This is a genomic window from Micromonospora sp. NPDC049101 (assembly GCF_040648675.1).
Classification (GTDB): Bacteria; Actinomycetota; Actinomycetes; order Mycobacteriales; family Micromonosporaceae; genus Micromonospora.
Genome location: NZ_JBEZED010000033.1, coordinates 61,752 through 81,457, shown reverse-complemented (window position 1 = coordinate 81,457; position 19,706 = coordinate 61,752). Strand labels below are relative to the sequence as shown.

The window sequence follows — 19,706 nt, the reverse complement described above, 5'->3', positions numbered from 1 at the left end:
TTCGTGAGTCTACACATCTTGTACCGATCGTTCCAAGGGTCTTGTACTGATCGTTCCAAGATGCGTATGGTCACCGGCATGACAAACCTGAGTTCGCTACGGCTGCCCGACGGGTTCACCGACGTCTTCACCAGCCGCCTCGTGGAGGCAAACGGGCTGCGGCTGCACGCCGTCACCGGCGGGGACGGCCCGCCGCTGCTGCTGGTCGGAGGGTGGCCGCAGACCTGGTACGCCTGGCGGGAAGTGATGCCCGCCCTCGCCCGCGAGCACACCGTCGTCGCCGTCGACTCGCGCGGGGCCGGGCTCTCCGACAAGCCCGACGACGGTTACGACGCCGGCACCCTCGCCGCCGATCTGGTCGCGCTGATGGCCGCGCTCGGGCACGACCGGTTCGACGTGGTCGGCCACGACATCGGCATGTGGACCGGATACGCCCTCGCTGCCGATCACCCCGAGCGGGTGGGCCGGCTCGCCGTCGTCGACGCCATCATCCCCGGTCTCACACCTACCCCGTCGGTCTTCAGCCCGGCCGCGGTCAACCAGCGGCTCTGGCACTTCGGCTTCAACCGCCTCACCGACCTCAACGAGGAGCTGGTCCGGGGGAGAGAGCGGCTCTTCTTCGGCTACCAGTTCGCCAATAAGGCCGCCAGCCCGGACGCGATCCCCACGTACGCCGTCGACGTCTACGTCGATGCGATCGTCGCGGATCCTCGCGGGCTGCGGGCGAGCTTCGCGTACTACCGGGCGCTGGACGAGACGATCGCGCAGAACGAGCAGCGCAAGAAGACCCGGCTGACGCTGCCGGTGCTCGCTGTCGGCGGCGCGCGGTACACCGGCGCGGCGGTCGCCGAGACGATGCGGCTGGCGGCCGACGACGTCACCGGGATGGTCATCGACGGCTGCGGCCATTACGCGGCCGAGGAGCAGCCGGCGCGGTTCACCGAGATCCTAAAGGACTTCCTCGGTGGCAAACCGGTAGCAGCCGTGCCGCACCGCTGACATTCTGGGTACGCCGAAAATCGGCGAGCAACAGGTGAGCCCACACGTCGAACGGATCCTCGGCCGGCCGGCCCGCACCTTCGCCGGATGGGCCGTCCGCAACACCACGGCCTTCACATGGTCGATCGAGCCCTGGGTCGGCCGCGGTGAGCGGGCACCCACCGCGGCCGGTCCGGTCAGTCCTGCTCGACGTCAGGACTTTCGGGTCCGGTCCCCGGCCCAGGCCGCTTCGAGGATCGCGGTCAGGCTGTCGGTGTCGGTCGGGCCCGGATGGTTCTGGATCAGGCGGGTGACGCCACTGGCCATCTCCGCGAAGCGCGGGAGGTCGGCGCGTGCCACGCCGATGTCCGCCAGGGTGGGAGGGATGCCGATGTCGGCAAGGAGCCCGTCGAGCCAGGTGAGGAACGTGTCCGCGGCCTCGGCGTGCGAGGCGTCGGCCACGTCGAGCCCGCACACCCCGGCGAGGACGGCCAACCGGTCGGCGATGGCATCCCTGGCCGCGTCCAGCGCGTAGGGCAGGAGCAGCCCGACGCCCAGGCCGTGCGGCGTGTGCGTGGCCGCGCCGATGGGGTACTGGAGAGCGTGCGGGGCCGCGTTGCCCGCGTGGGAGAACGCGAGCCCGGCGAGCATGGACCCGTAGGACATGTCCGCGCGCGCGTCCGTGTCGCCGCCGTCCCGGACCGCCCGACGCAGGCTACGGGCGATCCGCTCCGCGGCCAGGAGCGCGTAGTGGTCGGTGATCGGGTTGCGGCCGAGGAACACCTGCTCCACCGGGTCGCGTGGTCCGTGGGCCCGCGGTCGCGCGGTGTAGCTCTCCACCGCGTGACAGAACGCGTCGATGCCGGAGTGGGCGGTGACGGTCGCCGGGCAACTGTAGGTGAGTTCGGGGTCGACGATGGCGAAGTCGGGCACGATGTGGACGCTGGAGACCCCCACCTTCAGCTCGCGGTCCGGGTCGGTCAACACCGAGACGGGGGTGAGCTCGGAGCCGGTGCCGGACGTCGTCGGGACCGCGACGAGAGGCATCGTCGGCCCCGGCACCTTCGACTCGCCGTAGAAGTCGCGCGGTGTCCCACCGTGGCGTCGGATGACACCGACGATTTTGGCCAGGTCGATCACCGTGCCACCCCCGATGGCGAGGATCACGTCGGCGTCCACCTCGGCGGCTGCCGAGACGGCCAGGGTGACATCGGCGAGTGGCACGTCCGGCGTCGCGTCGGAGAACACCTCGACGGCCTGGACCTTCTCCCGCACGGCGGCCACGATCTCGGCCACGCCCGGCTGTCCCAAGAGAACCTGGTCGGTCACGATGAGGACGCGCGAGCCACTCTCGGCCACCACTCGCGGGATGTTCTGCGCGACCCCTTCGCCCACGATCAGTTGGCGTGGTCCGCGGACGGTCTCAAGCATGTCGGTGCCTCTCCGGAACGTCGGCGGCGATGTGCGGGGCGCACGGGGCGCGGTGATCCTCGGCGGGCGCCCGGAGCAGCAGGCCGGTCACGGTAGGTCGATCGCCGCGTAGGTGAGGTCGAGGTATTCGAGGATGCCCTCGTGCGACCCCTCCTTGCCGATCCCGGACTGCTTCACGCCGCCGAACGGAGCCGACGGGTCCGAGATCAGACCACGGTTGATGCCGACCATCCCGGTGTCCAGCCCCTCGGCGAACCGCAGCGCGCGCTGCAGGTCACGGGTGAAGACGTAGCCGACCAGGCCGAACTCGGTGTCGTTGGCCTTCGCCAGCACCTCCTCGTCGGACGTGAACGAGATGATCGGCGCCACCGGGCCGAAGATCTCCGCCGCCAGCATCCGCGCGTCGTCGGGCACGTCGACGAGGACCGTGGGCGGGTAGAAGTGGCCCGGCCCGTCCGGTCGCTCGCCGCCCACCAGGACCCGGGCGCCGCGCTCGACCGCGTCGGCGACCAGCTCGTCGATTTTGGCGACCGAGGCCTCGTCGATCAACGCCCCGACGTGCACGCCGTCGTCGAGACCATGGCCCACCGAGAGCGCGCCCATCCGCTCGGCGAAGCGCGCCGTGAACTCCTCGCGCACCGGCTCCTCGACGTAGATCCGGTTGGCCGCGATGCAGGACTCCCCGATGTTGCGCATCTTGGCCACCATGGCACCGTCGACCGCGACGTCCAGGTCGGCGTCCGCACACACGATCAGGGCCGCGTTGCCGCCCAGCTCCATGGAGGTACGCAGCACGTTGTCGGCGGCCTGGCGCAGCAGCACGCGCCCGACCTCGGTCGACCCGGTGAACGAGAGCTTGCGGGTCCGCCGGTCGGCCAGCAGCGCGGAGACCACCTCACCGGAACGCTTGGTGGTCACCACGTTGACGACGCCCGGGGGAACGCCGACCTCCTCCATGATGCGGGCCAGCAACAGCATGGTCAGTGGTGTCTGGCCCGCTGGCTTGGTGATCGTCGTGCAGCCCGCCGCCAGCGCAGGAGCGATCTTGCGGGCACCCATGGCCAACGGGAAGTTCCAGGGCGTCACGAAGACACACGGTCCGACCGGCTTCGGCACGGTGAGGATGCGATATCCACCCGTGGGAGCGGTGCTGTAGCGCCCCTCGACGCGTACCGCCTCCTCGGCGAACCACCGGAAGAACTCGGCGCCGTAGGCCACCTCGCCCCGAGCCTCGGCGAGCGGCTTGCCCATCTCGAGCGTTATCAGCCGGGCGACGTCCTCGGACCGCTCGGTCAGTGCCCGGTACGTCGCGGTCAACAACTCCGACCGTTTCCGTGGCGGTGTCGCCGCCCACTCCGCCATTGCCCTGCTCGCCACGTCCAGAGCGGCGAGGCCGTCCACGACGCCGGCGTCCGCCACCTCGGCGATGGTCTTGCCGGTGGCCGGGTCCTCGACGGCAAAGGTGGCTCCGCTCGCGGCGTCGCGCCAGGCGTCGCCGATCCGGAGCCGCCGGTACTCGGGGGGCAGGACGTTCATCGGGTCACTCACTGCGTCGCCTCCTGTGATCTTCTTGGTGCTGTCCGGCGTGCCTCAGCGATCGCGACGCCCCGCGCCGCCGATCGCCTTGTCGGAGCACAGCCGTCCCCGCGTCGTCAGGTCGTGCGCACCGGTGACGGTCCGTCGAGGCTCGACCGCCACGTGCTGGCGCATGTCGCCGGGCCCGCCGCAGGCCGGCCAGGGGCTTTGACACAGGCCCTAGCGCCCAGCCTCGGACAGCGACAGCCCGGTGCCCGCGTCGAACAGGTGCGCACGGTCCAGGTCGACTGTGACGTGCAGCCGTTCGCCGGGCGTACCGGTGACTGTGGGTCGTGCCTTGACCTTGAGGATCTCCGTCCCCACGAGGACGTCGACCACCGTGCGGTCACCGAGCGGCTCAAGCCCGTAGAGCTCCCCTGACAACGACGCGTCCCCACGCTGCTCGACGGACAGGTCCTCCGCGCGCACGCCCAGCAGAAGCGCACGACCGTCCTCGGCCGTGGTCCAGCGGGGCCGCGGCAGGGTCCAGCCCTGCGCACCGACCAGACGATCTCCCTTGGCGTGGCAGGCGAGCAGGCTGATCGGCGGGCTTCCGACGAATCCGGCGACCCACTTGTTGGCGGGACGCTCGTACACCTCGGTCGGCGTTCCGACCTGTTGCACCTTCCCCTCCTTGAGGACCGCGACCTGGTCGGCCATGGACAGGGCCTCGACCTGGTCGTTCGTCACGTAGACGAAGGTCGCCCCGAGGCTGCGGTGGATGCGGGTGAGCTCGGTACGCATCTCGACGCGGAGCTTGAGGTCGAGGTTCGTCAGCGGCTCGTCCATGAGAAACGCGCGCGGTCGACGCACCAGCGCCCGGGCCAGGGCGACCCGCTGCATCTCACCACCCGACAACTGCGCGGGACGACGCTGCAGCAGACGTTCGATGTGCAGCAGGTTCGACATCTGCTCGACGGCGGCGGCGATCTCACTCGACGAACAGCGGCGTGCCCGCAGCGGCGAGGCGATGTTCTCGTACACCGTGCGTCGCGGATAGAGGGCGTAGCTCTGGAAGACCATGGCCAGGTCGCGTGCGGCCGGGGTGTCACCTGTCGCGTCCCTGCCGTCCAGATGCACCGACCCGGCGTCGAGCTTGTCCAGCCCGGCGATCGCTCGCAGGGTCGTCGTCTTGCCTGCCCCGGAGGGCCCGAGCACGACGAAGAACGAGCCGTCCGGCACGTCCAGCGTCACCCCGTCCAGGGCCTGGACCTTACCGAAGGACTTGCACAGCCCCTGTACTGCCACGGTTCCCATCAGGCCACCAGCTCTTCCGTGCGCACGTCGTAGACCGCCGGGGTCCCACCGGTGTGCCGCAGCCCGACCTTCGCGTCGGCGGCGAAACGGACGGTCGGTGGCATCCGAACCCGTACCTCCCGCTGGCCGCTGTGGTCGACCACGTAGATGATCTCGTCGCCCAGCCACTCCGCCGAGACCACGCGGGCCGGGACCGACCGTTCCGCCCCCGGTGCGGTGACCTCCAGCGCCTCCGGCCGGACGCCCGCGACCAGGCGACGGTCGCGGGGCAGGCCGGGCGGTGGCGTGAGGACCAGGCCGCCCTGACCGCGCAGCTCCCCGTCGGCCACCTCCACCTCGATGAGGTTCATCGGCGGGGAGCCGATGAACGCGGCGCAGAAGAGGCTCGCCGGACGGTCGTAGACCTCCAGTGGCGTGCCGATCTGCTCGACGCGGCCCTTGTTGAGGATGGCGATCCGGTGGCCGAGCGACATCGCCTCGACCTGGTCGTGGGTGACGTAGACCATCGTCGCCCCCAGCTCCCCCTGCAGGTGCTTGATCTCCGTGCGCATGTCCGCCCTCAGCTCCGCGTCCAGATTGGTGAGAGGTTCGTCCATGAGGAATGCGCGCGGTCGTCGCACCAGGGCACGAGCGAGCGCGACGCGCTGCTGCTCCCCGCCGGACAGCTGGCGCGGTCGCCGGTCCAGGAGTGGACCAAGCCGCATCAGCCGGGCGGCCTCCTCGACCCGCTTGTGCACCTCCGCCTTGGGCAGCCCCTCTGCGCGCAGGGGGAACGCCAGGTTGTCGCGGGTCTTCAGGTGCGGGTAGAGAGCGTAGAACTGGAACACCATGGCGATGTCCCGCTCGGCGGGCGGCAGGTCGTTGACAAGCGTGTCGCCGATGCGGATGTCGCCAGTCGTCTGCCTCTCCAGGCCGGCGATGGCCCGCAGCGTGGTCGTCTTGCCGCAACCCGAGGGGCCGAGCATGACGAACAGCTCGCCGTCACCGATGGACAGGTCCACATGCTCGACCGCGACCGTCCCGTCCGGGTAGCGCTTGTGCAGCGCGGTCACCTCGATGCCCGCCATCAGCGTCGCACCGCCCCGAGCGTCACACCGGCGATGAGGTGCTTGCGAACCAGGTAGGCGAAGACGAGCACCGGCAGGGCGAACACCACCGAGGCGGCGGCCACCAGACCCCAGTCCGTGGTGGTGCCGCCGATCAGGCCGGCGATGGCGGGTGGGGCCGTCCGGACGTCGTCGCTGGAGGTGAGGAAGGTGGCGAACACGAACTCGTTCCAGGAGAAGATAAGGGCGAAGACCGCCGTCGCGGCGATGCCGGGCACGAGCAGGGGAAGGGTGAATAGCCGGAACGCCTGCAAGCGGGTGTAGCCGTCGAGCATGGCGGCATCCTCGTACTCGGCGGGCACCTCGTCGACGAACCCCTTCATCATCCAGATCGTGAACGGGACGTTGAACGCGGCGTAGATGAGGATCAGGCCGAGCTTGCTGTCGATGAGCCCGACCTGGCGGTACATGAGGAAGATCGGGACCACGACCACCACGGGCGGCATGAAGCGGGTGGACAGGATGAAGAAGAGTTGGTCCTTCTTCGCCTTCACCGCGAAGCGCGAGTAGGCCCAGGCCGCCGGGACTCCCAGCAGGGTGGCCAGCAGCGTGGAGACCCCGGCGACCACGACGGAGTTGAGGAACGCCACGGACAAGGCCGAGCGACCGCCGCCGGGGGCGACGAACACGTCCTTGTAGTGCTCCAGGGTGACCCTGAAGTCGAAGAACTTGGCCGGGATGGCGTAGACGTCCCGGTTCTCCTTGATGGACGTCTCGATCATCCACAGCACCGGAAAGAGCATCACGACGGCCAGCACGGTCAGCAACGCGATCTCCAACACCGAGCGGCCCCGGCCGCCCAGGCGTCGCGTCGGGGGCGTGTGATCCCGGGCCGGACCTGTGGCCACGGCCTCGTCGACGGAGACGGCCATCAGCCCTCCTTGAGCTTGTTCAGGTAGCGCAGGTAGAGCTGCGTGAGGACGATGACGACGAGGACCATGAGGATCCCGTACGCCGAGGCGGTGCCGGTGTTGAAGCCGAGGAACGCGACCTTGTAGATGTGGAACGACAACGTCTCGGTGGAGACGCCCGGGCCTCCGTTGGTGAGGATGTAGACGAGGTCGAACAGCCGGAAGGCCTCGATGGCCCGGAACAACACGGCGATGAGGAGCAGCGGCCACACCAGCGGAAGAGTGATGGTGCGGAACCGGAACCACTCGGACGCCCGGTCGATCGAGGCGGCCTCGTACAGGTACTTGGGAACCGCGGTGAGACCCGCGAGTGCGATGAGCATGATGAACGGCGTCCACTGCCAGGTGTCGACCACGATCAGGGAGATCAGCGCCGTTCGCTGCCGGGTGAGCCACTCCACCTGCCCCACCCCGAGCGAGCCGAGCATGCTGTTGACCACGCCGAACTGCGCGTCGAGCATGAACCGCCAGAACAGCCCGACCACGACCGGCGACAGCATCATCGGAACCAGGAACAGCGTGGTCAGCACTCCTCGCCCGTGCGTGCGCCGGGAGATCAGGTAGGCGATGCCGAAACCGAGCACGGTCTGCAGGCCGACCGCGCCGACCACGTAGATCAACGTCGTCAGGGCCCTCGTGTGGACCTGCGCCGACGTCAGGATGGCGGTGTAGTTCCCGAACCAGACGAAGTTGGCCGGCCCGCCGCGGGTGGCCGAGTAGTCGGTGAACGACAGGTACAACGCCCACAGTAACGGGAACACCGACATCGCGAGCAGCAGCAGCAGCGCGGGGGAGATGAAGGCCACGGCGAGCCCGCGGTCGCTCAGCCGGCGGGACCGCCCCGGTGCAGGTGGCGTCGCGGACGCCACCTGCCCGGGGTCGGTCGTCAGAGGGACGGAGTCACTCACAGTCCGCCGCCACCCTTGCGGTTGCCGGTGTCGAGCACGCCCTGCTGCTCCTTGGCGATGTCGTCGAGCGCTTCCTTCGGCTTCTTCGCGCCATTGAGAGCCGCGTTCACGTTGGTGTTCTCGATGTTGACGAGACGCGCGTACTCGGGGACGTTCCACATGTCCCGCATCCGCGGCACCGAGTCGGTGTACACCTGGTTGAACGGCCCGGCGTTGAGGAACTCGGGCGACTCCAGGGCGTCCGTACGCGATGGCACGCCACCGGCCGCGGCCCACTTCTTCTGGATGTCGGCCCGCTCGAACCACTCCATGAAGTTCAGGGCCTCGGCCTGGTTCGCCGCGGAGGAGTAGGCCGACACGTGCATCCCCATACCGCCGAGCGGGACCAGGTTCGTCTTCTGGGTCGGCAGGGTGGCAAAGCCCAGCTTGTCGAGAATCTGCTCCCGCGTGGTGCCGAGCGTCGACTCCTTCGGATCGAGCAGGCCGCCGCTCGCGGCGATCCAGTTGAACGCGATGCAGGCCTTGCCCTGGGCGACCGCCGCGTTCACCTCGTCGATGAACCAGTTGCCGGAGCCCTTGGCCGTCAGCGGCTTCATCTTGTTGACCAGGACGTCCATCGCCTCCTGGCCCGCGGTGTCGTTGAGGATGCCCTCGATCTTGCGCGCCTTGGGGTCCCAGAGGTTGCCGCCGTAGACGCCGTTGACCGTGTTGTAGGTGACGGCTGCTGCGTCGGAGCCGTTGGCCTGGTGGAAGGCCAGTCCGCTGACGCCGGGGTTCTCCGTCTGGCACTTCTCGGCGGCGGAGATCATCTGGTCCCAGGTCTGCGGCGGCTTGTCGCCGATCAGGTCCTTGCGGTAGATCATCGTCCAGGTGTCGCCGAGCAGCGGCAGTCCGTACAGGCTGGCGTTCTCGTCGCGCTTGCCGGTCTCCGCCTGGGGGTACTGGCCGTAGGCCGCCAGGAGGTACGGGTTGTAGGCCGTGACGTCGATGTTCTTCTTGACGAAGTCGGTGAGGTCGAGGATGTTGCCGTTCGTCACGGCCTCGCCGATGTGTTGCGAGTCCAGGATCGCGATGTCGAAGTCGGTCTTGCGCGCGGCGAACTGGGTGAACATCGCATCGTGCCAGTTCGCGTTCGGCACGGTGTTGACCTTGATGGTCGCGTTCGGCCGCTCCTTCTTGTACTCCGCGTTCGCGAAGGCTTCCAGTGCCTTGGCGGGCGGCCAGTCGAACCAGATGAAGCTGAGGGTCAGCGGGTCCTTGGTGAGTTCCGGGATGGTCGCCGGTGCCTTGGGGGCGCTCGCCTTCGTACCGTCGTCCTTGCCGTCGCCGCAGGCCGTCACGGTCGTGGCCACCAGCAGCAGGGCCGCCGTCGCCAGCCGCACCTTCCGCCCGGGAGCGGATATTCGTCCTATGCGCTTCGGATGCCGCATCTTCTCGCCTGCTTTCTGAGTGGGGACTTCTAGAGCCTCGCTATGTGCTTCGCCGAGCAGGTGCTGGGTTGTTCAGGCGTGTTGCCGGGCTGTCGCGGGGGAGTTCCGGGTGATCGAGGTGGAGCGCTGGCGGGGTGGTTCCGCGATGGTGCAGGATGGCGAGCATCCCGCACTTTTCCTATACGATCCCGTGGGGGCGTCAGCATCCCGCAGCGTTGTGACTGATGTCAACAGGTTCCCGAAGGCGCAAGAAAGGACCTCACGTCACGATGGTCGAGGAAGCGATGAGCGCGCGGGGCCGTAGGGCCGTGCCGGGCGGAACGCCGCCGGGAAGAGCTGGCGGCCGGCTTGCCGACGAGGTGTACGACACGCTGCTCGGACAGCTGATGTCGCTACGGATCGAGCCTGGCTCGCGCGTCACGATCGACGTCCTGGCCCGCGAGCTGGGGGTGTCGCAGACACCCATCCGAGACGCCCTGAACCGGATGGAGGCCGAGGGCCTGGTCGTGCGTGTGCCCCACGCCGGCTACCGCATTCCCCCTCAAATCACCCGGCACCGATTCGAGGACATGCTCGAGGTTCGCCTGCTCCTTGAGCCGGCGGCGGCGCGGAGGTCCGCCGAACGCGCATCCTCCGCGCAGGTGGCCGGTCTGCGACGAATGCTGGAGGAGATGGCGGAGCTGGAGGGGGGCAACGGACCCACGGCCTACGGCGCCTTCGGGCTACGCGACGCCGCCTTTCACGATCTCGTCGCCCTGAGCGCGGAGAACCAGGTCATCCGCGAAGCGCTCGCCCGCCTGCACAGTCACGTGCACCTCTTCCGGTTGCACCACGACATCCAGGTCACCCACCTGGCCATGGCCGAGCACGAGGAGGTGGTGGCCGCGATCGCCGCGCGTGACCCCGACGCCGCCGCCTACGCGATGCGTCGGCACATCCTGCGATCCGGCGAGCGTTTCCGACGATTGTTCGACGAGGTCAAGGACGCGGACGCAATGGCGGTAGAGGCTTGACGGGCGGGCTGGGCCGAGGAATGCTATCAATCGATCGGATCGGATCGGATCGGATTGGATTCACCTCACCCTCACCACCACCGGACGCGAGGAGAAGCAGGTGCCCAGAGCACTGCTCCTGACCGGCGACGCCGCCGAGGAGCTCGACACCATGTATCCCTACTATCGCGTGCAGGAGGGCGGCTGGGACGTCGACGTCTCGTCACGGACGTTGCGTGACGTGCAACTGGTCATCCACGAGTTCGACCCCAACTCCGACGCCTACGTGGAGAAGAACGGCCGGAAGCTGCCGGTCGACGTGCCGTGGGCCGAGGTCGACGTCGAGCGCTACGACGCCCTCATCATCCCCGGGGGCCGTGCTCCCGAGTGGATCCGGGTCGACGCCGACGTCAGGCGCATCACCGAGCACTTCTTCGCGCGCAACCTCCCCATCGCGCTGGTCTGCCACGGCGCGCAGGTGCCCGCGGTGTACGGCCTGCTCAAGGGTCGAAAGACGGCCTGCTTCCCGCCGATCACCGGTGACATGGAGAACGCGGGCGCGACGGTCATCGACGCTCCCGACGTCGTGGACGGCAACCTCGTCTCCTGCCGGGGATGGCCCGACATGCCGCAGTTCGGCAGGGCGATGATGGAGCTCTTCGCGAAGTCCGTCAACTCCGCATCGGCATGAGCGCTTCCGGCCTGCCCCGGTGACAGCACTTCGGACCGTCACGGTCGACGGCTCCCCTGTCCACGTCCTCGAGGGCGGCGCCGGGCCCGCGGTGCTGATGCTGCACGGCTCCGGACCCGGCACGACCGGGTCCGGTGCCTGGGCAACGACAGCGCAGGCACTGGGCACGTCCTGGCACCTGGTGGCTCCTGACCAGGCGGGGTTCGGCCGTACACCTGTCCCGGCGGGCTCCAGGGGTGGGCTGCGGCTGTGGACTGAGCAGGCCGCGGGCCTGATGGATGCTCTCGGCGTCGAGCACTACGCCGTGGTGGGCCACTCCATGGGCGGCGCCGTGGCGCTGGCGCTGGCGGCCGCGCGCCCTCAGCAGGTCACCCGTGTCGTGGCGGTCTCGACGATGGGCGCCCCCGGGGCACCGCTGTCCGCCGATCTCGACGCGCTCTGGGCCGCCCCCGCCGGCCCGCTCGGGGCACGAGACATGCTGAGTCGCCTCGTCCTCGACCAGGCGCTCGTGACCGATTCGGCAGTCGATGCCCGTGCGGCCGCGATGCGAGCGGGGGAGGCGGCGTACGCGTCGTTGTTCCCTCCGCCCAGGGCACGTTGGGTCGACGATCTCACCCTCTCGGCGCAGACGCTGGCAGCGGTACGCGCGCCAGTGCTGCTCGTCCACGGCGCCGAGGACCGGGTCACCCCGCTCGGGACGGCAGCCCAGCCCCTGCTCGACCACCTGGCCGATGTCCGTCTGCACGTGTTCGGCCGATGTGGGCACGTGCCGGCGATCGAGCACCCGCACGAGTTCAGGCAACTGCTGTCGTGCTTCCTCGGCCGGGACCGGGGTCACTAGACACACCGGCAGCTTCCCCAGAGCGGCACGACGCCGGGCGAGTACGCCCACTGGATCGACGACATCGCCCTCTCCGGTAAGCGGCGCGGCTGCGGACCGGAGAGGGCGATGTCGTCGCAGGTCACCGTCGCGGGCGTGGGCGTCGTACCGTCCGGGTCAACGCGTACGTCACCACGATCACCGCCACGGTCGGCGCGCCGACCGTCCACGCGACCCGAAACGTCCCGACGAACAGCATGCTCACGACCACCAGCGCCATCGCGACCGCCGCCGCGGCACTGGTGTGCCAACCGCCGGGCAGCGACAGCGGCGACCGGTGCGCCTCGTCGCCGGCGGTGCGTGGGCGGCGGCGGAAGGCCACGTGGGTCGCGAAGATGAGCACCCAGGTCGTGGCGACGCCGAACAACGCGATGCCGAGCAGCTTCGCGAACGCGTCGTCGGGCGAGACGAGGGACATCGTCACCGCCAGGGGAAGCCCGATGGCCGACGCGGCGACCGCGTTCACCGGCACGCCGTGACGGTTGACGCGTCTTGCCCAGGCCGGCGCCTGGCCGTCGACCGCGAGCGAGTGCAGCGTGCGCGTCGACACGTAGAAGGCCGTGTTGAGGGCCGACAGCGCGGCGGTGAGCACCACGAAGTTCATCACCGCGGCGGCGGCCGGCAGCCCGGTCCACTCGAAGACCAGCACGAACGGGCTCGTGGTCAGCGCGCCGTCCGGCGCTCGGCCGACGGCTTGCGACACCGATACGATGACCACCATGCTGAGCAGGTAGTACAGGCATACGCGCAGAATCGTCCCGCGCGCGGCGCGCGGTAGGTCGCGCCCCGGGTCGGCCGATTCGGCGGCGGTCAGCGCCAGTGCCTCGGTGCCGCCGAAGCTGAAGGTCGCCACGATCAGCGCGACCACGAGGCCGGTGAGTCCGTGCGGCAGATAGGACGGCGCGTCGGTGACCGCCGACAGGCCGGTCGCCGGCCGGTCGGGCAGCCCGACGGTGAGGAGCACAGCGCCGAGGACGAGAAACACCACGATCGCGGCGACCTTGATGGACGAGAACCAGTACTCGACCGTGCCGAAGGCCCGCACCGGGAACACGTTGACCGTGATGACCGCCGCGGCGGCGAGCGTGACCGGTATCCACAGCGGCACCTGCGGCCACCAGTACCGAACGTAGATTCCCACCGCGACGGTCTCGGTGCCGGCGCCGATCGCGACCACACCCCAGTACAGCCAGCGTTGGGTGAACCCGGCGAGGGGGCCGAGGTAGCGGTGGGCGAGCGCGCCGAACCCGTGCAGGTCGGGATGGGCGACCGCCATCTCGGTGGCGGCGTAGGTGAGGGCGATCGCGAGAAGCCCACCGACGACGAAGGTGAGCAGCACGGTCGGTCCGGCCATGGAGACGGCGAGGCCGGAGCCGAGGAACAGCCCGGTGCCGATGACCCCGCCGATCGTGAGCATCCCGATCTGGCCCGACGTGAGGCCGCGATGGAGCGATGACGTGACAACAGAAGGTGACATGACCATGCCACCATGCAAACAAGCTGGTCGGGGCCGAACAACGAAGGAAATAACGCAGGACGTCAGGCGGGATCGGTGCCGTCGAGGATAGCCCGCATCGCCCGAGCCTTGCCCCGCCGGACGAGTGCGAAGGTAACGCGGTCGTCGTCAACCCCCGTTCGACCGCCCGCAGCGCGGTCGGCGGCGTCTCCGGGAGGGAGACTCCGCCGGCCGGCTCGGCTGCATTCCGGGTCACCAGTACGGCGTGAACTTCTTCTTCATGGCCACCTCCTCGACGTCGTCGACTGAGTCGGAGTCAACCGTCGGCGACTTGACAGGCACTGAACGCGACACCCGCCTGGCCGTCAGTGAATCTGCAGTGGTCGATGGAAGCGTCCGGGGTGTCGGGTCGGGACCGGAAGGACGCCACCATGAAGCCGCTGCTGCGGGACCGGGAGTTCCGTGCCGTCACGGTGACCGAGCTGCTGTCGGTGCTCGGTGACCAGCTCGCCCGGGTGGCACTGGCCCTGCTGGTCTTCGGACGAACCGGGTCGGCCGGGCTCAGCGGGCTCACCTACGGGCTCACCTACCTGCCCACCGTGGTGGGCGGCGTCCTGCTCTCGTCGACGGCCGACCGCCGGCCTCGCCGCGAGGTTCTGGTGGTCATCGACGGGATCCGGGCGGCGGTCGTCCTCGCCATGGCGATTCCCGGTGCTCCGCTGCCGCTGCTGTGCGGCCTGGTGGCGACGTCGGCGTTGCTGAGCGGCCCCTACCAGGCCGCCCGCCTCGCGCTGTTGCGCGACATCCTGCCGCCCGAGCGGTACGGCGCCGGGATGGCCGTGCGGCAGTCGGTGAACCAGGGGGCGACGCTGGCCGGGTTCGCCTCCGGCGGTTTCCTGTCGACTGCCTTCACGCCGGCCATCTGCCTGGTCGTCGACGGCCTCACGTTCGCCGTGTCGGCGATCGTCATCCTGCTGTTCGTCAGGCGTCGGCCGGCCGCCGCGACAGCGGGTGAGCCGACGACGATCACCTCGACGCTCGGCCTCATCTGGCGGTCGCCGGCCCGTCGCGCGATCTTCCTGATGACCTTCTCGGCGCTGTTCCTCATCGCCCCGGAGGCGCTGGCCGTGGCGCTCGCGGCCGAGGTGGGCCTCAGCCCGCGGTGGGTCGGCCTGTTCATGGCCTCGGCCGGACTGTTCGCCGTGGTGGCCCTGGGCCTCTTCGCCAGGTACGCCGTCGTGGCACATGACCCGCGGGCGTTCCCCATGGCGTGCGTGGCGCCCGGCCTGCCACTGCTGGCCGTCATCGCGCTGGACGACCCGTACCTGATCATGCTGGTCTTCGGTCTCAGCGGTGCGGCGTGGGCGGTGCTCATCGTCATCTCGGTGTCCGCGTTCGCGGAACTGCTCCCCGCCAGCCAGCGCGCCCGGGGGCTGGGCCTGGCGGCGTCCACGAACCTCACCGCGCACGGACTCGGCGCGGCCCTCGCCGGGCTGGTCGCCGATCTGCTCGGCGTCGGTGCGGCCATCAGCCTGCTCGGGATTGCGAGCGTCCTGTTCGCCGCCCTGCCCATTGCCCTCTGGCGTCGCGCGGATCGGGACGTCGCTTCGGCATCACGCGTGCCGACCCGGCCCGAGGGTATGCGCGACCTGACGGTCGGTTGATGCCCGAGATCGGAGCGCGTAAACGTGATGCCGTGATCCGATCACCTCACCCGCGCGAGCACGCCGCCTGCCCGCCAACTTGTCACGATGAGTTGTCAACCTGCTACCTATCGTTGACCATGGATGGAGGTGACTGACCCAGGATGAAACTGGCAAGGGCGGACTCATGGTCACGTACATGCCCATCCTCAAAGGCAGGGAAGGCGAGTTCAGGGCGATCGCGCAACTGCCCGCCGCTTTGGTGTGGCACATGTTGCCTATCTTTGAGGTGGTCCCGAGCGGCAACGGCTCTATCAGGGACGCCTACCGATTCACCAACCAGGTGCGCGAGTCAGCGCCGGCCGATCTGACGATCGCCGTTGATGTTCGGCATCTCACCGACCCAACCGGCGGCGCGCGTCGGCCATTGCGCGACATCGCCGAAGACCTCGCCGCCTGGGGGATCCCGATGCTGCCAGTCCTCCACCTGTACGACACCGCGGCACGGTTGGCGGACGTGCGACACGCGGCCGACCTCCATAACGGCCAGATGATTCTCCGGCTGGGCAGTGACACCCGCGACCCCGACGACGGGGAAGCCGAAGAGGCGTTGGAACGCCTTAGGAACGAGATCGGTCTGAACATCGAGCATTGCCACGTGGTCCTTGATGTTTTCGAGGTGCGATCCGAACGCGACCTGACCAGGGTCGAACCGGTCGTCCGCAAATGCGTGTCCTGGGCTCAGCGCTACCCCTGGCGTTCGGTCACGGTCGCGGCAGGTGCGATGCCGCAGAGCATCTCCCAACTCCCGGTCTACACACCAACAGCCCTGCGGCGCTGGGACCTACGGCTGTGGCAACGTGTGCAGGACCTCGGCATCCAGTACGCGGACTACAGCATCGCCCATCCCGGGATGGGCGGAGCGACTTGGCGGCCTATGCCCAGTCTCCGCTACAGCGATGACGAGGTGTGGTGGATCTACCGTTGGCCCCGAGGCGCGATCGACAGGCACCCGATGTACGACCTGTGCAAGGAACTGGTTACCTCCGACCATTGGCCTACACAAGGACGAGGCTTTTCCTGGGGAGATCGTGAGATCGCCACGCGGGCCGATGGCGTCGGTGGGCCCGGTAACGCCGCGAACTGGCGCGCCTGGACAACCTCGCACCACCTCGCGCAGGTCATGGATCAACTCGGCAGATCCGGATACAGCGACCTGCGCTCCAAATTCTGATCTCGCACCAACAACGGTGCACCTTCCGGCGTGGTCGCAGACGGAAGGGTGGTGGCGGCGATGATCACCTCAGCCCGGGGGACTGGTCCACCTTGAGGTTGGCCGCGTCCTCGCTGGGTTCCAGGACGACCAAGGTGCCGACAGCCAACGCCGAATTCTGGCGAATGCAGCACCACCGCTCATGCCTCCGGCACCGAGGAGCTGATCGCGTTGTTGGCCGGTCGCCAGCGCGCCGGGGCCGGGCGTCCGCGGACCTCGCCGAGGTGCAAGAAATGCGGCCGTCGTCGTCCTCGGTGGCGATGAGGTGGGCGTGGGCGCACAGAACAAGTGCACTCCTCGATCGCCCAACGGGTCCGCTGGGGTGGGCGGCGCGTGCGTCCCTGGCCGGGCCCGAAGGGACACTTGTCGCATGTCCTCGACGATGCTCGTGGTCGGCCCGAAGCTCGGTGTCGCGCTGGTCGTCCTGACCCTTGTGGCGGCGGCGGTCGTGACCCTCGGAAAGCTGGGTCACGGTCGGCAGGTCGTGGTCGCCGCCGTCCGTGCGGCGATCCAACTGGGTGCCGTGTCGCTGCTGATCGTGGGCATCGTGGTGTCGCTGTGGGCCACGGCCGCGTTTGTCGTTCTGATGTGCGTGGTGGCGACGGTCACGTCCGGTCGGCGGGTCACCGGCGGTGGCCGGGGCTGGTGGGCGGGTGCGCCGATTGTCGCGGGCAGCATGCTGGTGGTGGCGGGGCTGCTGTCGGCGGGCCTGGTGCCGATGCGCGGTATCGCGATCATCCCGGTCGCGGGGATCCTGATCGGCGGGGCGATGACCGCGACGTCGCTGGCGGGTCGTCGTGCGCTTGACGAGCTGACCAGCCGGCGTGGTGAGGTGCAGGCCGGCCTGGCCCTGGGCCTGCTGCCGCGCGACGCGGTGCTGCTGGTGTGCCGTCCGGCGGCCGGACAGGCGTTGGTCCCGGCGCTCGACCAGACCCGGACGGTGGGCCTGGTGACCCTGCCCGGCGCCTTCGTCGGGGTGCTGCTCGGTGGAGGCAGCCCTCTCGTCGCAGGGGTGACACAGTTGGTGGTCCTCGTCGGGCTCCTTGCCGTGGAGGCTGTCGCCGTCGTCCTCACCGTCGAGTTGGTGGCCCGCGACCGTCTCCGGCCCGCCGGATCGCAGCCCGGTCACTGACCCTCGCCCCACTCGCCGCTCAGGTGTGTGCACCGGGCGCGCGGCGACATCGACACACGGCGGCCGAGCAGGCGACGACGCTGTGTCGCGCCGGAGGGGGCGGCCCGAGCGGCTCCGACCAGACTCCCGCTCACCGGCGTGCGCGGATGCCAGTTGCGGTGCCGGCCGGGTATTTTCCAGGCGTGACCGAGTACGCCGCTCTGCTGCACGCCTACGGCCTCGCCGGGGACACCCCCGGCCATCTGGCGGCGCTCGCCGGCGACGACCCGGCGGCCCGCGCGAGGGCGATCAAGCACCTACGGTCGGCGATCGTCCACCAGGGAACGCCGTGGACCGCGACCCCGCCGGCCGCCCTCGACGTGGCCGCGCTGCTCGTCGACCCGCGGGTGACCGATCCCGACCTGCGCGCCGAACTGCTCAACTTCCTGGCCGCGGTGGCCGAGGCGGGCAGCAGCACGGACCGGGACCTGCCCGAGCCGGACTTCGACGTGGACGCCGCTCTGGCCGAGGCACTTCGCGACGGCGACGAGGAGGGGATCTGGGAGGACGGGCGGCTGCAGGGCGCCCTCTATGTCCGGGCCGTACTCGGCTGCCGGCAGATCGTGCCGACGCTGCTGGCCACGGCCACCGCGGCGTTGTCCGATCCGTCCCCCCAGGTCCAGGCCGCGGCCGCGCGCACGATCGGCGCCTGCGGTGGGGTGACGCCTCCCGCCCGGGGGAGGTGACCCGGCCGGCCGGGCCGCACGCCGAGGCCCCTGTCGGCGGATGCGCTGGCTGGTGTCCCGGTGCGGGGTGGGCGGCGGAACAGGCCACCCACCCCCTGGGGGTCCGGGTCAGTAGCGACGCAGGACGCGCTTGTCGGCGTCCAGGCCGCGGTCCAACTTGATCACGATGAACTCGTTGTTGTCCGCCTGACCGGCCGTGCGGCCCGAGGAGGACGGGAAGTTGTTGTCGTTGAGGACGGCGATCGTGCGGTCGTCGAGGATCACCACGTCCTCGATGGTCTGGAACGGGAACGTGAAGGTGCTGCCGAACCCGCCGACGTGCCGGGGGTTGGCGATGTCCATCAGGTCGGCGACGAGCGTCTTGTCGAGGCGCCCGTCCCGGTCCCGGTCGCGCTTGTCGGCCAGGTAGATCCTCTTCACCTTCGCCGTCGCACCCTGGCCGTTGTCCCGTTCGATGATCAGGAAGCGGTCGCGGTCGACCATGATCGCGTCACCGATCGCGTGGTCGGCGGCGTCGAGCGCGTAGGTCCAGCGCCGACCGGTGTAGGTGTTGGTCCGGACGTCGAACTCGTTGAGCCGGAGGGTGCCCGCCGGGTCGCCCGCGACAGTGCCCTCGAGCAGCGGATAGAGCGTGCCGCCGTCCGGTGACTGGGCCATGCCCTCGAAGCCCTTGCTGCTGGACAGGTTGGCCGGGGTCGTGCCGCGGGTCGGGTTCTCGGGAGCGAACACGCCCGGCAGTTGCACCGGCGCCTGCAGGAGGCGGCCCGCGCGGTCGAAGTGCAGCAGGTACGGACCGAACTCGTCACCGATCCAGTACGTGCCGTCGGCCGTCCGAGTGATCGACTCGACGTCGAAGTCGGCACCGGTGAGCACCCGGTCGGCGCGGGTGAGAGCGAACGGAACCTTGCCGTACGGGTCGGTCAGGTTGATGCCGCCGACCACGTCGACGGTGCCGCTGGCGAAGCCGGGCGCGACCCGTTGGACACGCAGCAGGAAGTCGGCACTGTTGGCCTTGTTGCCGAAACCGTTGTCGGACAACACGTCGAAGGTGCCGTCGCTGTTGCGGAGGACGCCGCTGAACCCCTGGACCGGTTGGTCGGCGAACGGCGGGATGATGCCGTTGATCGGGGCAGTGCCCAGCGACGAGCCGGCCGGTTCGCTACCGGGAACGAATGTCGCCGCCGGCAGCATGGCGAATTTGATCAGCTCGGCCCGGTGCCGCGTGCTCTGCTCGGCCGCGGACGCGGCGCCCGGCAGCGTCAGGATCAGCGCGGCCACCGCAGCACCCAGGCCGACCCGCTTGCTTACTGCCATCAAT

17 protein-coding genes are annotated in these 19,706 nt (G+C 69.5%); 8 read left to right on the top strand and 9 right to left on the bottom strand.

Annotation, left to right across the window (positions count from 1 at the left end; all coding sequences use genetic code 11):
* Positions 1–78 precede the first annotated feature (78 nt).
* On the top strand, positions 79–999 hold the full coding sequence (locus AB0B57_RS32000) for an alpha/beta hydrolase (protein WP_357078367.1): 921 nt from the start codon (positions 79–81) through the stop codon (positions 997–999).
* 192 nt (positions 1,000–1,191) lie between these two features.
* On the opposite strand, the gene AB0B57_RS31995 is transcribed toward AB0B57_RS32000, so the two are convergent.
* From AB0B57_RS31995 to AB0B57_RS31965, 7 genes are all read right to left on the bottom strand, one after another.
* Entirely contained in the window at positions 1,192–2,409 is a 1,218-nt protein-coding gene (locus AB0B57_RS31995; protein ID WP_357078364.1) for an iron-containing alcohol dehydrogenase, read from the bottom strand.
* Positions 2,410–2,496: 87 nt separating this feature from the next.
* Positions 2,497–3,957: an NAD-dependent succinate-semialdehyde dehydrogenase gene (locus AB0B57_RS31990; RefSeq protein WP_357078362.1), complete on the bottom strand. Its 1,461-nt coding sequence runs from the start codon at positions 3,955–3,957 to the stop codon at positions 2,497–2,499.
* Between the two features lie 207 nt (positions 3,958–4,164).
* Positions 4,165–5,241, bottom strand: coding sequence for an ABC transporter ATP-binding protein (locus AB0B57_RS31985; RefSeq protein ID WP_357078359.1), 1,077 nt, complete (start codon positions 5,239–5,241; stop codon positions 4,165–4,167).
* The gene (locus AB0B57_RS31980; RefSeq protein WP_357078355.1) at positions 5,241–6,308 is read right to left on the bottom strand and encodes an ATP-binding cassette domain-containing protein; all 1,068 of its coding nucleotides are present in this window, start codon (positions 6,306–6,308) and stop codon (positions 5,241–5,243) included. Before AB0B57_RS31980 ends, AB0B57_RS31985 begins: the two co-directional genes overlap by 1 nt.
* A complete protein-coding gene (locus AB0B57_RS31975; RefSeq protein WP_357078352.1) occupies positions 6,308–7,219 on the bottom strand; it encodes a carbohydrate ABC transporter permease in 912 nt (303 codons plus the stop codon). Before AB0B57_RS31975 ends, AB0B57_RS31980 begins: the two co-directional genes overlap by 1 nt.
* A complete protein-coding gene (locus AB0B57_RS31970) occupies positions 7,219–8,166 on the bottom strand; it encodes a sugar ABC transporter permease (RefSeq protein ID WP_357078349.1) in 948 nt (315 codons plus the stop codon). Before AB0B57_RS31970 ends, AB0B57_RS31975 begins: the two co-directional genes overlap by 1 nt.
* Positions 8,163–9,596 (bottom strand): extracellular solute-binding protein, encoded by a 1,434-nt coding sequence (locus AB0B57_RS31965; RefSeq protein ID WP_357078346.1) that lies wholly within the window; start codon positions 9,594–9,596, stop codon positions 8,163–8,165. Before AB0B57_RS31965 ends, AB0B57_RS31970 begins: the two co-directional genes overlap by 4 nt.
* Positions 9,597–9,865: 269 nt before the next feature.
* Here AB0B57_RS31965 and AB0B57_RS31960 point away from each other — a divergent pair, with 269 nt between their 5' ends.
* From AB0B57_RS31960 to AB0B57_RS31950, 3 genes are all read left to right on the top strand, one after another.
* Entirely contained in the window at positions 9,866–10,609 is a 744-nt protein-coding gene (locus AB0B57_RS31960) for a GntR family transcriptional regulator (protein ID WP_357078343.1), read from the top strand.
* A gap of 100 nt (positions 10,610–10,709) precedes the next feature.
* Positions 10,710–11,279, top strand: a complete 570-nt coding sequence (locus AB0B57_RS31955; RefSeq protein WP_357078339.1) for a DJ-1/PfpI family protein — start codon at positions 10,710–10,712, stop codon at positions 11,277–11,279.
* Positions 11,280–11,298: 19 nt separating this feature from the next.
* Positions 11,299–12,120, top strand: a complete 822-nt coding sequence (locus tag AB0B57_RS31950; protein ID WP_357078335.1) for an alpha/beta hydrolase — start codon at positions 11,299–11,301, stop codon at positions 12,118–12,120.
* Positions 12,121–12,241: 121 nt separating this feature from the next.
* Here AB0B57_RS31950 and AB0B57_RS31945 read toward each other — a convergent pair whose 3' ends face one another.
* Positions 12,242–13,576 carry an amino acid permease gene (locus AB0B57_RS31945; protein ID WP_357078332.1) on the bottom strand — a complete coding sequence of 445 codons (1,335 nt, stop codon included), beginning with the start codon at positions 13,574–13,576 and terminating at the stop codon, positions 12,242–12,244.
* Between the two features lie 470 nt (positions 13,577–14,046).
* Here AB0B57_RS31945 and AB0B57_RS31940 point away from each other — a divergent pair, with 470 nt between their 5' ends.
* From AB0B57_RS31940 to AB0B57_RS31925, 4 genes are all read left to right on the top strand, one after another.
* Positions 14,047–15,279: an MFS transporter gene (locus AB0B57_RS31940; protein WP_357078329.1), complete on the top strand. Its 1,233-nt coding sequence runs from the start codon at positions 14,047–14,049 to the stop codon at positions 15,277–15,279.
* Between the two features lie 178 nt (positions 15,280–15,457).
* Complete coding sequence (locus AB0B57_RS31935; RefSeq protein WP_357078326.1) at positions 15,458–16,492, top strand: beta family protein; 1,035 nt, start codon at positions 15,458–15,460, stop codon at positions 16,490–16,492.
* Positions 16,493–16,901: 409 nt separating this feature from the next.
* Complete coding sequence (locus AB0B57_RS31930) at positions 16,902–17,663, top strand: ABC transporter permease (RefSeq protein WP_357078323.1); 762 nt, start codon at positions 16,902–16,904, stop codon at positions 17,661–17,663.
* A gap of 182 nt (positions 17,664–17,845) precedes the next feature.
* Positions 17,846–18,388, top strand: a complete 543-nt coding sequence (locus AB0B57_RS31925; RefSeq protein WP_357078320.1) for a hypothetical protein — start codon at positions 17,846–17,848, stop codon at positions 18,386–18,388.
* Positions 18,389–18,496: 108 nt separating this feature from the next.
* Here AB0B57_RS31925 and AB0B57_RS31920 read toward each other — a convergent pair whose 3' ends face one another.
* Positions 18,497–19,702 carry an esterase-like activity of phytase family protein gene (locus tag AB0B57_RS31920; protein ID WP_357078317.1) on the bottom strand — a complete coding sequence of 402 codons (1,206 nt, stop codon included), beginning with the start codon at positions 19,700–19,702 and terminating at the stop codon, positions 18,497–18,499.
* Positions 19,703–19,706: the final 4 nt, after the last annotated feature.

What these genes read in the sequence shown, in the direction of transcription:
- AB0B57_RS32000 (WP_357078367.1), top strand. Translation starts at nt 79, where the DNA reads ATGACAAACCTGAGTTCGCTACGGCTGCCCGACGGGTTCACCGACGTC.
- AB0B57_RS31995 (WP_357078364.1), bottom strand. Translation starts at nt 2,409, where the DNA reads ATGCTTGAGACCGTCCGCGGACCACGCCAACTGATCGTGGGCGAAGGG.
- AB0B57_RS31985 (WP_357078359.1), bottom strand. Translation starts at nt 5,241, where the DNA reads ATGGGAACCGTGGCAGTACAGGGGCTGTGCAAGTCCTTCGGTAAGGTC.
- AB0B57_RS31980 (WP_357078355.1), bottom strand. Translation starts at nt 6,308, where the DNA reads ATGGCGGGCATCGAGGTGACCGCGCTGCACAAGCGCTACCCGGACGGG.
- AB0B57_RS31975 (WP_357078352.1), bottom strand. Translation starts at nt 7,219, where the DNA reads ATGGCCGTCTCCGTCGACGAGGCCGTGGCCACAGGTCCGGCCCGGGAT.
- AB0B57_RS31965 (WP_357078346.1), bottom strand. Translation starts at nt 9,596, where the DNA reads ATGCGGCATCCGAAGCGCATAGGACGAATATCCGCTCCCGGGCGGAAG.
- AB0B57_RS31960 (WP_357078343.1), top strand. Translation starts at nt 9,866, where the DNA reads ATGGTCGAGGAAGCGATGAGCGCGCGGGGCCGTAGGGCCGTGCCGGGC.
- AB0B57_RS31945 (WP_357078332.1), bottom strand. Translation starts at nt 13,576, where the DNA reads ATGCTCACGATCGGCGGGGTCATCGGCACCGGGCTGTTCCTCGGCTCC.
- AB0B57_RS31940 (WP_357078329.1), top strand. Translation starts at nt 14,047, where the DNA reads ATGAAGCCGCTGCTGCGGGACCGGGAGTTCCGTGCCGTCACGGTGACC.
- AB0B57_RS31935 (WP_357078326.1), top strand. Translation starts at nt 15,458, where the DNA reads ATGCCCATCCTCAAAGGCAGGGAAGGCGAGTTCAGGGCGATCGCGCAA.
- AB0B57_RS31930 (WP_357078323.1), top strand. Translation starts at nt 16,902, where the DNA reads ATGTCCTCGACGATGCTCGTGGTCGGCCCGAAGCTCGGTGTCGCGCTG.
- AB0B57_RS31920 (WP_357078317.1), bottom strand. Translation starts at nt 19,702, where the DNA reads ATGGCAGTAAGCAAGCGGGTCGGCCTGGGTGCTGCGGTGGCCGCGCTG.